Origin of the sequence: Vibrio sp. Vb0888 (assembly GCF_033338835.1) — a bacterium.
GTDB classification, from domain to species: Bacteria; Pseudomonadota; Gammaproteobacteria; order Enterobacterales; family Vibrionaceae; genus Vibrio; species Vibrio alginolyticus.
The window spans coordinates 165,965-179,530 of record NZ_JAWOTL010000008.1; the positions used below are offsets into that span (position 1 = coordinate 165,965).

General features: G+C 44.2%; 18 protein-coding genes. 3 read left to right on the forward strand and 15 right to left on the reverse strand.

Features of this window, described 5'->3' with window-relative positions; all coding sequences use genetic code 11:
- Nucleotides 1–24: 24 nt before the first annotated feature.
- From R7P72_RS13700 to R7P72_RS13735, 8 genes are all read right to left on the reverse strand, one after another.
- Nucleotides 25–957 (reverse strand): glycosyltransferase family 2 protein, encoded by a 933-nt coding sequence (locus tag R7P72_RS13700; protein WP_213904778.1) that lies wholly within the window; start codon nt 955–957, stop codon nt 25–27.
- Nucleotides 954–2,063 carry a DegT/DnrJ/EryC1/StrS family aminotransferase gene (locus tag R7P72_RS13705; protein ID WP_213904777.1) on the reverse strand — a complete coding sequence of 370 codons (1,110 nt, stop codon included), beginning with the start codon at nt 2,061–2,063 and terminating at the stop codon, nt 954–956. Before R7P72_RS13705 ends, R7P72_RS13700 begins: the two co-directional genes overlap by 4 nt.
- A complete protein-coding gene (locus tag R7P72_RS13710) occupies nt 2,056–2,526 on the reverse strand; it encodes an acyltransferase (protein WP_047009430.1) in 471 nt (156 codons plus the stop codon). Before R7P72_RS13710 ends, R7P72_RS13705 begins: the two co-directional genes overlap by 8 nt.
- Entirely contained in the window at nt 2,504–2,923 is a 420-nt protein-coding gene (locus R7P72_RS13715; RefSeq protein ID WP_053306496.1) for a sugar 3,4-ketoisomerase, read from the reverse strand. The genes R7P72_RS13710 and R7P72_RS13715 overlap by 23 nt, the downstream gene beginning before the upstream one ends.
- Nucleotides 2,924–3,790, reverse strand: a complete 867-nt coding sequence (gene rfbA, locus R7P72_RS13720; protein ID WP_005379428.1) for a glucose-1-phosphate thymidylyltransferase RfbA — start codon at nt 3,788–3,790, stop codon at nt 2,924–2,926.
- Complete coding sequence (rfbB, locus tag R7P72_RS13725; protein WP_017634983.1) at nt 3,790–4,854, reverse strand: dTDP-glucose 4,6-dehydratase; 1,065 nt, start codon at nt 4,852–4,854, stop codon at nt 3,790–3,792. The genes rfbA and rfbB overlap by 1 nt, the downstream gene beginning before the upstream one ends.
- A gap of 144 nt (nt 4,855–4,998) precedes the next feature.
- Nucleotides 4,999–5,709: a 3-deoxy-D-manno-octulosonic acid kinase gene (locus R7P72_RS13730; RefSeq protein WP_171345965.1), complete on the reverse strand. Its 711-nt coding sequence runs from the start codon at nt 5,707–5,709 to the stop codon at nt 4,999–5,001.
- An 11-nt stretch (nt 5,710–5,720) separates the two neighbouring features.
- Complete coding sequence (locus R7P72_RS13735) at nt 5,721–6,128, reverse strand: diacylglycerol kinase (RefSeq protein WP_005379424.1); 408 nt, start codon at nt 6,126–6,128, stop codon at nt 5,721–5,723.
- A gap of 107 nt (nt 6,129–6,235) precedes the next feature.
- On the opposite strand from R7P72_RS13735, the gene R7P72_RS13740 reads away from it, so the two are divergent.
- Genes R7P72_RS13740 through R7P72_RS13750 form a run of 3 tightly spaced genes read left to right on the forward strand, consistent with a single transcriptional unit; the run spans nt 6,236 to nt 8,879 of the window.
- Nucleotides 6,236–7,291, forward strand: coding sequence for a glycosyltransferase family 9 protein (locus R7P72_RS13740; RefSeq protein WP_005379423.1), 1,056 nt, complete (start codon nt 6,236–6,238; stop codon nt 7,289–7,291).
- A gap of 35 nt (nt 7,292–7,326) precedes the next feature.
- Complete coding sequence (locus R7P72_RS13745; protein WP_005395793.1) at nt 7,327–8,094, forward strand: glycosyltransferase family 2 protein; 768 nt, start codon at nt 7,327–7,329, stop codon at nt 8,092–8,094.
- Entirely contained in the window at nt 8,091–8,879 is a 789-nt protein-coding gene (locus R7P72_RS13750; protein ID WP_005379421.1) for a glycosyltransferase family 2 protein, read from the forward strand. Before R7P72_RS13745 ends, R7P72_RS13750 begins: the two co-directional genes overlap by 4 nt.
- 30 nt (nt 8,880–8,909) lie before the next feature.
- Here the strand turns inward: R7P72_RS13750 and R7P72_RS13755 are convergent, their stop codons facing one another.
- From R7P72_RS13755 to radC, 7 genes are all read right to left on the reverse strand, one after another.
- On the reverse strand, nt 8,910–9,845 hold the full coding sequence (locus tag R7P72_RS13755) for a glycosyl transferase family 90 (RefSeq protein ID WP_005379412.1): 936 nt from the start codon (nt 9,843–9,845) through the stop codon (nt 8,910–8,912).
- Nucleotides 9,832–10,314 carry a pantetheine-phosphate adenylyltransferase gene (coaD, locus tag R7P72_RS13760; RefSeq protein WP_005379411.1) on the reverse strand — a complete coding sequence of 161 codons (483 nt, stop codon included), beginning with the start codon at nt 10,312–10,314 and terminating at the stop codon, nt 9,832–9,834. Before coaD ends, R7P72_RS13755 begins: the two co-directional genes overlap by 14 nt.
- A gap of 86 nt (nt 10,315–10,400) precedes the next feature.
- A complete protein-coding gene (mutM, locus tag R7P72_RS13765; protein ID WP_042522608.1) occupies nt 10,401–11,210 on the reverse strand; it encodes a bifunctional DNA-formamidopyrimidine glycosylase/DNA-(apurinic or apyrimidinic site) lyase in 810 nt (269 codons plus the stop codon).
- Nucleotides 11,211–11,312: 102 nt separating this feature from the next.
- A complete protein-coding gene (locus tag R7P72_RS13770) occupies nt 11,313–11,789 on the reverse strand; it encodes a hypothetical protein (RefSeq protein ID WP_031777180.1) in 477 nt (158 codons plus the stop codon).
- A gap of 276 nt (nt 11,790–12,065) precedes the next feature.
- Nucleotides 12,066–12,236 carry a 50S ribosomal protein L33 gene (gene rpmG / locus R7P72_RS13775; RefSeq protein WP_004410866.1) on the reverse strand — a complete coding sequence of 57 codons (171 nt, stop codon included), beginning with the start codon at nt 12,234–12,236 and terminating at the stop codon, nt 12,066–12,068.
- A 13-nt stretch (nt 12,237–12,249) separates the two neighbouring features.
- The gene (gene rpmB, locus R7P72_RS13780; RefSeq protein WP_005384783.1) at nt 12,250–12,486 is read right to left on the reverse strand and encodes a 50S ribosomal protein L28; all 237 of its coding nucleotides are present in this window, start codon (nt 12,484–12,486) and stop codon (nt 12,250–12,252) included.
- Between the two features lie 302 nt (nt 12,487–12,788).
- Entirely contained in the window at nt 12,789–13,463 is a 675-nt protein-coding gene (radC, locus tag R7P72_RS13785) for a RadC family protein (protein WP_017820707.1), read from the reverse strand.
- Nucleotides 13,464–13,566 lie beyond the last annotated feature (103 nt).

Sequence of the window (13,566 nt, forward strand, 5' to 3'; positions counted from 1 at the left end):
ATAAAGATTCTCTAGCTATCTAAATCATTTCAGCCTTCTTATTACTTTTAAGGCATTTTCAAAATCACCACTATTAAAAAAATAACGTAATACATAACTATAAAATGCTAACTTACTTGAGGGGATAGATGCCATAAACTCAGCGGTACACATACGCTTTTTAATCGCACTCGCAACTTTAGTGGCGTTTTTACTCTCTGCATCTCGCAAGTTCATTTTAAGATCTTGCAGTTCACGCTGAGCATTAATTACTGTGTTGTTATACCTTTCTTCACGTGTTTCTTTTGCGAACGTTGATATGCCACCTAATCGATATTGGATCCATTTTTTGTTTTCATGATGAATACCATTTAACAAAAAGGCTCGAAGGACATTGATGCGATCTTCATTGATGATATCTTTGTTGTAAGGAGCAAACTCGTTCAGTACATCAGACGTAAAAGCGGCGCAACAGCCATCTACTGCACATTTTCTATTAATAATATTTTCGAGTGTATAAGGCTTTTTATTCTGCTTGATCGATTCAAATGGCTCAATGATATCGCCTTGCTCGGAAATTTTGTCGTAACTACCAATAATTAAGCTTGGTTTACCATTTTTCAACCAGGCTTCATAAGTTTCCTCAACTCGGTTCGGCATCGCTATATCATCGCCAGCTTGTACAATAATAAGCTTATTTTGGTATTGCCCCCGCAAGGAGTTGATTTGGCTAACTAAACCAACATTTTGCGTATTGTGGCGATATTCAATATTTAATCCTTTAGGCGCAAACTCTAAAAGCGATAGAATCTTTTCATGGCTATCATCTGGAGAGCAATCGTCCAATACTAACAGCTGGCTCGGCCATGCTGTTTGATGTAATGCCGCCGGAAGCGTTTTATCGAGATAACTTGATTGTTTGTAGCAAAAGAAGACATAAACCACATCTTCTAATACTTGCACATGCTCTTGTGTCATTGCTCAACCTTAAAAGAGTTGATTGCATCGACTACTTTTTGACTCTCGTCTTCACTCAAGTAGGGCGACATCGGCAATGACAGCACTTCATTTTGCAACTGCTCCGTCAGCGGCAATGACAGATGACTGAACTCTTTATAAGCCTGCTGTTTATGCGGCGCTATCGGGTAATGTACTTGTGTCTGAATACCATGCTCTGATAAATGCTTAACCAATGCATCTCGGTGTGAAGTTCGCACCACAAACAAATGCCATACATGTGCCTCAGGCTCAGCTACTTCCGGTAAGATAATATTCGGGTTGTTGATTTCGCGTAAGTAAAATTCCGCCAACTCCTGACGCGCTTTCGTCTGCGCTGGAAGGTAGTTCAGTTTCACTGACAACATCGCCGACTGAATTTCATCCAAACGACTGTTCAATCCTTGATAAAGATTCTGGTATTTAACATGAGAGCCGTAGTTACGAAGGGCACGCAAAGTTTCTGCCAGCTCATCATCGCTGGTCGTAATAGCACCACCATCACCTAACGCACCTAGGTTTTTACCCGGATAGAAGCTAAAACCTGAGGCATCCCCCCATGCGCCAGATTTCTTACCAGCAAGTGTCGCACCATGAGACTGAGCGCTGTCTTCCAGCACGAGAAGATTGTGTTTTGTCGCCAACGCCATAATCGCTGGCATATCGGCTAACTGACCATACAAATGCACCGGCAAAATCACTTTAGTCTTTTCTGTAATCGCCGCTTCAATCGCTTCAGGACTGATATTGTGAGTCTGCTCATCCGGCTCCACAAACACCGGTACCAAGTCCGCTTCGGTGACCGCCAATACCGATGCGATATAGGTATTACCCGGTACGATAACTTCATCACCTTTGTTGATTTTTCCTAGCTCTCGCCAAGCCTTTAACGTCAGTGTTAAAGCATCTAGACCGTTCGCAACGCCTATACAGTGTTTAACACCACAGTAGTCAGCAAATGCTTGTTCAAACTTTTCAGTTTCCTTGCCAAGAATATACCAGCCAGATTCAATCACGCGTGCACAGGCTTGTTTCAATTCGTCTTCGTACTCGGAATTTAAGCGCTTTAGCTCTAAAAAATTAACCATTATTTTTCTCTACATAACGTACTATCTTGGCTGGGCTTCCAACCACAACCGCATAGTCTGGCACTGAACGGGTGACCACACTGCCTGCACCAACCATCGCATTTTTTCCGATGGTTATGCCGGGCAAAATTGTGGCATTGGCGCCAATGGAGGCGCCTGACAGGATTTTTGTTTTTGGAAATGCCTCTGGCCATACTTTTGAACGTGGGAACTTGTCGTTCGTGAAAGCCGCTGCTGGACCAATGAACACATCATCTTCAATTTCAATGCCATCCCAGAGGTAAACGCCACACTTTACGGTGACTCTATCTCCTAGGACCACATCATTCTCGATGAAGGTATGCGCACAGATATTACAGTCACGACCAATTTTAGCCCCAGCAAGGACCACGGCAAATTGCCAAATAGATGTCCCCTCGCCAATCGCCGATGAAGCAACATCACTGAGTGCATGAATTCGCATGGGCTACCTCTTTAAGAAATGTGTCATAGTCACGGATATAGTCGGCTTCATCGTATAACTCACTGGCTACGACCATCAGTACACAATCTTCAGAAAAGTCGTGCATCTCACGCCATTTTAAGCCTTTGATATGCAGTCCTACATCGGGAGAGGAAAGCGTCACTGTCTCTTTCGTGGTACCATCATCAATGACGAAAGTCACGCTACCTTTCATGCAGATAGCGACTTGCTCTAAGTCGTAGTGTGCATGAAAGCCCCTCGCTAAACCGCTTTGTGTATCAAAGATGTAGTAAATACGTTTGATATCAAACGGAATGTTTTTGTGTTGCTCTAACGAGATTAATGAGCCTCGCTCATCACCCATTTTCTGAAAAGATATTAGCGGTATATTCGACATTTATTCTTCCAATAACTCTAGAAGATAGCGGCCATAATCGTTTTTAGATAAGGCTTTTCCTGCAGCTTGAATGTGCTCTCGCGTTAACCAGCCTCGGCGATACGCAATCTCTTCTAAGCAAGCCACTTTGTAACCTTGGCGTTTCTCGATCGTTTCGACAAAGTGAGCAGCTTCAAGCAAGCTGCCATGTGTTCCCGTGTCTAACCACGCAAAGCCACGCCCTAGCACGTCAACCGTCAACTTCCCTTGCTCTAAGTAAGCTTGGTTAATACTCGTAATTTCTAGCTCGCCACGATGGGACGGTTGAATAGTTTTGGCAATGTCCACAACGCGGTTATCGTAGAAATACAGTCCGGTCACGGCGTAATTGGATTTTGGCTTGAATGGCTTCTCTTCAATCGATAGCGCTCGCATCTCTTCATCAAATTCCACCACACCAAAGCGCTCAGGATCTTTCACTTTATAGCCAAAGACCGTCGCACCTTCCGTTAAAGCAGCGGCTTGCTGCAACTTCGGAGTGAACCCTTGCCCATAAAAGATGTTGTCACCCAGCACCAAACATACTGAGTCATCGCCAATGAATTCTTCACCAATGATGAAGGCTTGAGCTAAGCCGTCTGGACTTGGTTGAATCGCGTATTGCAACTCAATGCCAAACTCTGAGCCATCACCCAATAGGCGCTGAAATCCTTCCTGGTCTTCTGGCGTGGTGATGATCAAGATTTCACGAATGCCCGCAAGCATCAGTACTGACAACGGGTAGTAAATCATTGGTTTGTCATAAACCGGCAGTAACTGCTTAGAGACACCGCGTGTAATAGGGTAAAGGCGAGTGCCCGAGCCACCTGCTAAAATAATGCCTTTCATTATTCGCCCGCTCCTAATCGCTCTAAACTGTATGAACCATCAAGCACGCGTTGCCACCATTGCGGGTTGTTTAGGTACCATTCCACGGTTTTACGAATGCCGCTTTCAAAGGTTTCTTCCGGCGTCCAGTTAAGCTCTTGAGCAATCTTGGTCGCATCAATTGCGTAGCGCACATCATGACCGGGGCGATCTTTGACATAAGTGATCAAAGATTCATAAGACTCAACACCTGCCGGCTTGTCTGGTCGCAGCTCTTCAAGCAAAGCACAAATGGTTTTCACTACTTCGATGTTTGCTTTTTCGTTATGGCCACCGATGTTGTAGGTTTCACCGACTTCACCTTCGTTGACTACTTTGTAAAGCGCGCGGGCATGGTCTTCCACAAACAGCCAATCTCGGATTTGCATACCATCACCGTACACAGGCAACGGCTTGCCATCGAGGGCATTTAAAATCATCAGAGGGATCAACTTCTCTGGGAAGTGGTACGGGCCATAGTTGTTGGAGCAATTGGTGACAAGTGTCGGTAAACCATAAGTACGCTGCCAAGCGCGAACTAGGTGATCGCTCGAAGCTTTAGATGCAGAATATGGGCTGCTCGGCGCGTATGAGGTGGTTTCGGTGAACAAATCATCCGTTCCCTCTAGATCGCCATACACTTCATCCGTAGAAATATGATGAAAACGGAATGCCGATTGGCGCGCTTCATCTAAGCCCGACCAATATTGACGGGCCGCTTCGAGCAGATGGTAAGTGCCCATCACGTTGGTCTCAATAAAAGCAGCAGGACCATCAATAGAGCGATCGACATGAGACTCAGCCGCTAAATGCATAACCATATCGGGTTGATGCTCTGAAAACACGCGATCTAGTTCAGCTCGGTCACAGATATCTACTTGCTCAAAGTAGTAACGTTCACTCTCTGAGACATCAACCAGTGATTCTAGATTCCCTGCGTAGGTCAGTTTATCTAAATTGATGACGGTATCTTGGGTGTCACGAATGATATGTCGGACAACAGCTGACCCAATGAAGCCTGCTCCACCGGTTACTAATATTTTCATTACAAATGTTACCTACGTTAATTTTTGTGCCATCAGATACACATGAATACTTTATGATTATTGTAGTTTATAGACTCACTCGAGCATCGTGAGACTCAAGAAGGCTTACTTAGAGCAATCAATATAAAATGATAAAAAACTCAATTAAGATTGAGAAGCATAACCGTCCTGAAAATGTTCAAAATCGGACTCTTGCCAAATAATCTGTCGCTTTAAACGCTCTTTATTAAATGAACGCAGAAGTCTATTTAGATTTTGATGCTTCCAGTCACCAGAAGTTTCAAAACGACACTTATCAAAATCGATAATCCATACCTTATCTTTGTCGTCGATCAAGATATTGTGGATATTCAAATCGGTATGGTTAACGCCAACCTGATGCATCTTGGCAATTTCTTGCCCTATTTTCTGATACATTTCTACCGATAAAGACTGTTCTTGCAAGATACTAACCAGATCTCTGGCGTTTGGGATTCGCTCACTTAATAAATCAGCTTGATAGAAGAGTCCTGACTTTACGGCTCTTGCTGCAATAGGACGAGGAACGTGCACCCCAGCCTCAATTAGCGCCAACAAAAGCTGAAACTCTTGCGCACAACGGGTGTTATCCCAGCCAGAGAACCAATAATGATCGTTAACTAACTTCCCAAACAAACCGCCACGACGGTAATGACGTAGTGCCGCTTGCATGCTCTCTAGTTGGATAAACCATGTCGTGCCTCGCCCCGTCGCACTGCCAACCACCTTGTCGGAGGACTGCCAGTATTCCGCATCAAATATCGGTTGGCTAGGGTCTGTAATGATCTCGTCATCAAACCAGATCACTTGGTTGTTGTTTTTATACTGTTGAGTCATACGCTCACCCTCTAGCCTAAATACCGGCTGGCTAATATATACAACCAAGTAAATGCAGCAAACGCCAAAGCAACCATAACGGCAGCAGAGCCTATATCTTTAGCTCGACCACTGAGTTCATGCCGTTCAATACCGATACGATCCACTACCGCCTCAATCGCTGAGTTTACAAGCTCTACAATCAAGACTAACACCACGACCCCGATCATTAAGATACGCTCAACCATGCCGACATCCACGAGCCAAGCCAAAATCACGGCGATACTCAACAGAGCCAACTCTTGTCGAATGGCAGCTTCATACTTAAAAGCCGCTTTTAATCCTTGGATCGAATAACCCGTCGCTTTAACGATGCGCTTTAGCCCGGTGTTACCCGGCTTGCCAGATTCTTGCGATTGATGTGGTGTTGTCTTTGACATTGCAGAACACTTATCGGTACTTAGCTATATTCGAGCCGTGTATTTTACATTTATTGGGGATGTCTGCATAATTTACCTGCCTCTATTCATCGAATCAGACAATAATTATGTTCACTTCTGCCCCATCGTCACTATGCGTCTTGCGTTTGTCCGCTATCGGAGACGTTTGCAATACTATCGCCACCATTCAAGCTATTCAGAAACACTGGCCTTCGACCCAGATTACTTGGATAACGGGTAAACTTGAAGCCCAGTTATTAGCCGCCATCGATGGTGTAGAAGTGATTGTTTTTGATAAAAAAGCGGGACTTGATGGCTACAAATCACTTTGGCGACAGCTGAAAGGCAGAGAGTTTGATGCGCTATTGCATATGCAGTACGCGATTCGAGCGAGTGTCGCAACGTTGGGCATTAAAGCAAAATACAAACTTGGTTTCTCTTCTGATAGAAGCCAGGACTTTCAAACACTATTTACCAATGTCAAAGTGCCTTCCCCGCAATCTCTGCATGTCGCAGATGGCTTAATGGCCTTTGCCCATCAAATTGGGGTACCAAAGGCAGGACTAGACTGGGTACTTTCTTATTCAGACCACGACCAAGCTTGGGCAGAGTCTCATATTTCTCGTAGTAAACCTAACCTGCTGATTGTGCCTGGTGCGAGCAAAGCTTATAAAAACTGGAACGCGGAAGGTTATGTGGATGTGATTCATCACGCCAGAACAAAAGGCTGGAACGTGATTCTGGCAGGTAGCCCTGCTCAGGTAGAATTGGATCTGGCAGAAGCCATTCAATCTCGCTTGGAAGAACCGTGTCTAAATTTAGTTGGACAAAGTTCAATTCTGCAAATGCTTGCGTTAATAGATAAGGTTGAAATGGTCATCGCCCCCGATACCGGACCAGCACACATGGCGAATGCCATGAAAACGCCAATCATCGGGCTCTATGCACACCATAATCCGCTGCGAGTGGGACCTTACCGTTATCTAAAATACGTTGTCTCAGTGTATGAAGAAACAATCTTTGCGGAAACAGGCAAAAACAGTCACGAGTTAAGCTGGCGAACTCGCGCTAAAGATGAAACGGCAATGAACCGCATTACCAACACTCAAGTAATGAGCATGTTCGATCAAGTCTTAGAAGATTTGTATCCTCAATACCAGTAAACTTACTGTCTTGATTTGTTAAGAAGGAAATGACCTTGTCCAAACCAACCTTAGCCGTTGCCTTAATTGTAAAAAATGAAGAGAAGCACTTACAAGCTTGTCTAGACACAGTAAAAGATTGGGTCGATGAGATTGTCCTTCTAGACTCGGGCAGCACTGATCGCACTGAAGAAATCGCCCGACAATACACAGATAAGTTTTACACCAACCTAGATTGGCCAGGATTCGGTAAACAGCGCCAACTGGCGCAGCAATACGTTACAGCAGACTACGTTTTGTGGCTTGATGCGGACGAACAAGTCACTCCAGAGCTAAAAGAAAGTATCTTACACGCGGTATCAGCCAATAAGCCGAACGTTTTATACAAACTTAATCGACTAAGCTCAGCGTTTGGTAAGTTCATCTACCATTCTGGTTGGTCTCCAGACTGGATTGTGCGCTTATATCGCACCGAATATACACAATATAATGATTCGCTCGTTCATGAAAAAGTTGATGAGAAAAACTATCAAACTGAAAAACTGGATGGTCGACTGCATCACTACACTTACGAGCACCTTCATCATTACATCAATAAAACCACTGGATACCTCAAGGCCTGGACAGATGAACGGGAAGGAAAAAAGAAAGCGGGGTTAACGACCGCTATCGTTCACGCTCTTGCGAGCTTTTTGAAGATGTATGTTCTCAAACGAGGTTTCCTTGATGGCAAACATGGCTTCATTCTAGCTTGGCTAAGCATGCACTCTACTTTTGTAAAATATATCGATCTCTACTTACGTGAACAGGCAAAAAAATCATGAAAACGACTTTAATTATCACCACTTACAACTGGAAAGAAGCATTAAAAGCGGTGTTAGAAAGCGTGAAACGTCAAACCGTTTTGCCTGACGAAGTAATTGTTGCAGATGATGGCTCTCGAGAAGACACCAAAGCAATGGTTGACCAAATGCGTGAAGGTTTTCCGGTTCCACTGATTCATAGTTGGCACGAGGATAATGGCTTTCAGCTTTCAATGAGCCGCAACCGTGCGATCGCCAAAGCATCAGGTGACTACCTCATCATGATTGATGGCGACATGGTGCTGTCCCAAACGTTTATTGAATCACATAAGCAAGTCGCAAAACCAAATTGGTTTGTGCAGGGTGGACGTGTGTTAACGGATGAAAGCTGCAGCAAGGCCATCATGGAAAACGGCTTAGTGCCTTCCATTTTCAGCAAAGGCATTCGCAATCGTAAAAACTGCATCACCAACGCCTTGCTATCGAAATGGTTCTCTTACGAGCGTAATAACGATAAAGCCACTCGCGGCTGCAACATGGCGTTTTGGCGACAAGATGTCATCGAGGTGAATGGCTTCAACCAAGATTTTGTTGGATGGGGACGCGAAGACAGCGAGTTTGTTCATCGCATGTTGAATGCGGGTAAGTCACGTCTTTACCTAAAATTCGCAGGTGTAGGCTACCACTTGTACCACGTAGAAAACTCTCGTGCGTCACTCGGACAAAATGACGAGATTTTAGAAAACACCATTAAAAACAAGCTTAAACGCTGTGAGAATGGTGTTGATCAATTTCTAGAAGCTTAAGATTATAAAAAGGGGCGTTTCGCCCCTTTTTTATTGTTGCTGAGATAAAGCGAAGTACTTATCGGCAACCATCAATGAGATCAAACGCTCTTTAGGTTTATCTTTGAACTGCTCAACCCACTGGTGCGCATTTTCAATGATCGCTAATGCTTCTTGCTCATTCGCTAGGTAATAATCCATCTTTTCGGGCAAATCCGAATAGTCATCCTTCACTTCAACATAGTGGACGCCTGCCTCTAACTTACCTTCCATAAACCAAGTCTCATATTTTGGCTTTGACATAATAACCAAGGAGTTAGACGACATAGCCCACTTAAGGTTGGTGGCCACATCATTGCCTTCTATACAGAGCAAAAACTTATACTGCAGTTGCTCTTCAATACTCATAAAGCCCTTTTCCCATGGTTCCCCTTCTACCGGGCGGGTCTGGCCAATATTGCATTGCGGATGGTTGTAAAACGCATGAATCACCTTTTTACGATGCGGCTGAAAACCCACGCCGCGCCACGCTACCATGTCCTTTTTATCTTGATAGCGAACAGGATCATCAATAAATTTAAAATGACGAACTTGATTAAGTTTCAACACCACTGAATTTTGGTTGTTACCAAAAATAGGGCGGCTTTTTATAAAGCTCGGTACATTGGGGATGTGTGTAACATCGCCGTTGATGTAGTTAAACGCAAAACTGGAAGGGAAATAGCGTACAACTTGGCGAAGATCGAAAAAATACGTCCAGCCTTTCGTTTTTTTGAATGTATCGATGGTCGAGTAATTTTGTTCTCGGCTATCGACTGAAAACGGCGTTTCACACTTATTGTAATAGTTCACTCGCTCAAGACAGCGGTGCTGCTCTGCTTCGGTCAGATTCGAAAGTAAACGCTTGGCTTGTGCTCGATATACAAAGCGAGGGATAAGTATCGAGAGAGCGTTTGAGAAATAATAAGGGAACTTACTGTCTTTCATTCAGTTTTTCCCCAATCGCGATGGCTACTGGCTTGGGAACGAATTGTTCGATACTTCCGCCATGAATCGCTACTTCTCTCACGATAGTCGACGACAAAAACGCAAACTCTTCTTCAGGAGTTAAAAATACGCTCTCGATTCCTGGTAATAGCTTTCGGTACATGTTGGTCAGTCCAAACTCGTATTCAAAGTCTACCGTTGTTCGTAAACCACGAATAAGAACCTTAGCTTTCTCATCTCTCGCGAAATCCACTAATAACCCGGAGAACCCCTTTACCGTCACACCAGGTAAATGCGCTACAACGTCCTGCATCAGTGCAACGCGCTCTTCCAATGAAAACATAGTGTTCTTCGATGGGCTTGCGGCTACGCCAATCACAACCTCATCAAACATTTCGTGAGTACGTTCTATTAGATTGAGGTGACCATTAGTCACTGGATCAAAAGTGCCCGGATAAATGACTTTCATATAATTTACTAAGTTATTCGAAACTGATTGAATTATTGAGGCTCGAACGCAAGATTACAACAACTTAAGCTCGATAATAGCTCGACTTACTTCTGACACTCACTACAAAAGAAGGTATTACGTTGGCCAATCTTTAGCTCTTGAAGTCGTTCGCCACACTCTGGGCATGGCTCTCCGGGTTTTCCGTAAACCAATAACTCTTGTGCAAAGTAACCCGGCTTTCCATCGGCTTGCGCAAAATCTTTCAGAGTAGTCCCACCTTGCGTAATGGCAATCTCAAGTGTCATTTTGATATTTTCAACAAGTAACCTCCACTCTTGAGAAGTCAACTTACCTGCGGGCCTTGAAGGGTGAATTCGAGATTTAAACAACGACTCATTCGCGTAGATGTTCCCAACACCAACCACGACTTTGTTGTCCATGATGAACTGCTTGACGGCGACACGCTTATTTTTAGCTTTCTCCGCTACATATTCCGCATTGAACTCTTCAGTTAAAGGCTCAGGCCCCATGTTTGCTAGCACAGCATGTGACTCGCCAGGAGCACACCACAGCCATGCCCCAAAACGACGCGGATCGTTATAACGCAGTATTTTTCCACTGCTTAGTTTGAGATCCACATGATCGTGCTTTGCTGGCGGAAAGTCGGCATCTAGGACACGTAAAGACCCAGACATGCCCAAGTGAACAATGGCTGTACCTGTGTTTGTCTCGATCAGTAAGTATTTCGCACGACGGCTAATCGCACGGATCACCTGCCCTTCCAATTTTTTAAGCTCTGTAGGAATATCCCAGCGCAATTTAGGCGTTCGAAAAGTAAACGACTGGATCGTTTGTCCAACCATGTGGGGGCTAATCCCCATACGGCTCACTTCAACTTCTGGCAACTCAGGCATTAGATTCTCCAATTCACCGGCTAATAGTTCTCGCTGCTAGCATAATCGAAAAGAAAAACGATAAATAGGGAAGCTTATTAGGGGTATAGGCGCAAAAAGGCTCTACTCTGGCATAAGGTAGTTTTCATCGACGGAGATAGCGACCCATTTGTCTTGCCAGGTTTTAAATAGCCAAAAATCAGGTAAACGAAAGAAAGTCACCCGCTGCGGCTCTTCGAGATCCTGATACCAAACTTCTACCGTTTCAGGTACCGTCAGGTTAGGTTTTAAATGATCGTACTGTTCTGAGGTGAGCTCGGTCCCTTCCAATGATTGCCAGCGTGATACAAGTTCACTGATCGGTGCATCAACTTTGATGTTGGATTGCCATCGTCCATCATGCAGTTCAAACTCCCAGCCACTATAGTACAAAGACTCCACCGTATAGTCGGAGCGAAGTACATTTGGGTAAGGGTCTGCTTGGTCTGTTAATAGGTAAGTTTTGATCCACATCGGCGCATTTAAGATCACTATAAACGCGATAATGCCCAGAATAAGAATATTGTTCCATCGGCGGCGACGAGCCGGACTCACACGCATAACCATCTCTACTCTCTTATCGTTATGAGTAAACTACCAAAGAGTATTGAGCTTGACTAGAACAACGGTGTGCAAGTGTGTAGGGAAGTGGTAACGAAGCGGCAGAGAGCGATCAATCAAAAATTCGAGTATAGAGTCGGACCAGTAAAATAACTTCAGCAGTACTTTATAATCCGATGACGTACTGAACACTTTATCTTCAGCACTTTTATTCAGGTAATAAAAAACCCAACTCGAAAGTTGGGTTTTTCAATTCATCAAAGAGACTGAAACCAATTATTTGATTTTTGCTTCTTTGTACATAACGTGCTGGCGAACTACTGGATCAAACTTTTTGATCTCAAATTTGCCTGGCATGTTACGCTTGTTCTTATCAGTTGTGTAGAAGTGGCCTGTACCTGCAGAAGATACTAGACGGATTTTCTCACGAACGCCTTTCTTTGCCATTGCTTATTTCCTCTTAAACGTTTTCGCCACGTGCACGCATGTCTGCAAGAACAGTATCAATACCTTTCTTGTCGATGATGCGCATACCTTTAGCAGATAGACGTAGTTTAACAAAACGTTTTTCGCTCTCTACCCAGAAACGATGAGTTTGTAGGTTCGGCAGAAAACGACGCTTAGTAGCATTTCGTGCGTGTGAACGGTTGTTACCCGTTACTGGACGCTTACCAGTTACTTGGCATACTCGTGACATGAATGTCTTCTCCAAAATCGTTTCAGCTCGATATCAACCTTGGTGGCCGAACCTCTCTATCTCTCGAAAAGAAGTTAGAGGTTAAGAACCGCTATGGAAAATCCATACAAGGCTATCAAAGGTCGCGCATTATACTAACTTGATATGCATTGCTCAAGACCCGAACAGATCCTTTTTACAGGTTTTCGTGATCTTTTTTTAGACAGCAGATTTTTTTAGCAGTCCAAGCTGAATTCAGTTAAAAATTTAGTGGCGTGGATGATAGCAGATTTTTAGCAACTAACAACCTAAAAAACGCACAGTTATATCCAGCCTCTTTCAGCAAAAGAGACACTTTCCCCATCTCCGATGACGAAATGGTCCAAAATACGAATATCCACCAATGCTAATGCGTCAATGAGACGCCTTGTAATCCTTCTGTCAGCTTGGCTCGGCTCAGCAACCCCTGAAGGATGATTGTGCGCCAAAATCAAAGCCGCCGCGTTATGATGCAGAGCACGCTTAACAACTTCTCTCGGATACACCGACGCTGCATCCAACGTTCCTTCAAATAAAATTTCATCTTTTATCACTCGGTGCTGGTTATCGAGAAAAAGAATATAAAAAGCCTCTCTTTGCCGATCCCTTAAAATAGAAGACAGATATAACTTAGTTTGGTCGGGGCTGGTTAAGGCATCACCACGCTTTAGCGTCTCCGCCAAGTAACGTTGTGTCATTTCTAGTACAGCTTGCAATTGAACATACTTGGCTTGCCCTAATCCTTTGTGACGACAAAACTCTTCTTCTGATGCTGAAAATAGTTGTCTGAGCGAACCAAAGTCTTGAATAAGGAAGTCTGCAAGCTCAATCACGTTCATTCCGCGGGTGCCTGTGCGCAAGAAGATGGCCAGTAGCTCAGCATCGGTCAAAGCTTGCGGCCCTCGTTGCAGTAGCTTCTCTCTGGGCATGGACTCATTTGGCAAAGCTTTCAGTATCATCTGATGTCTCTTTATATGGAAAGTGTCCCTATTCCACAAAACAAAAAGCGAAAGTCGAGTATGACTTTCGCTTTCTTCGTACTATCAGTGTTTTCCATGCAAC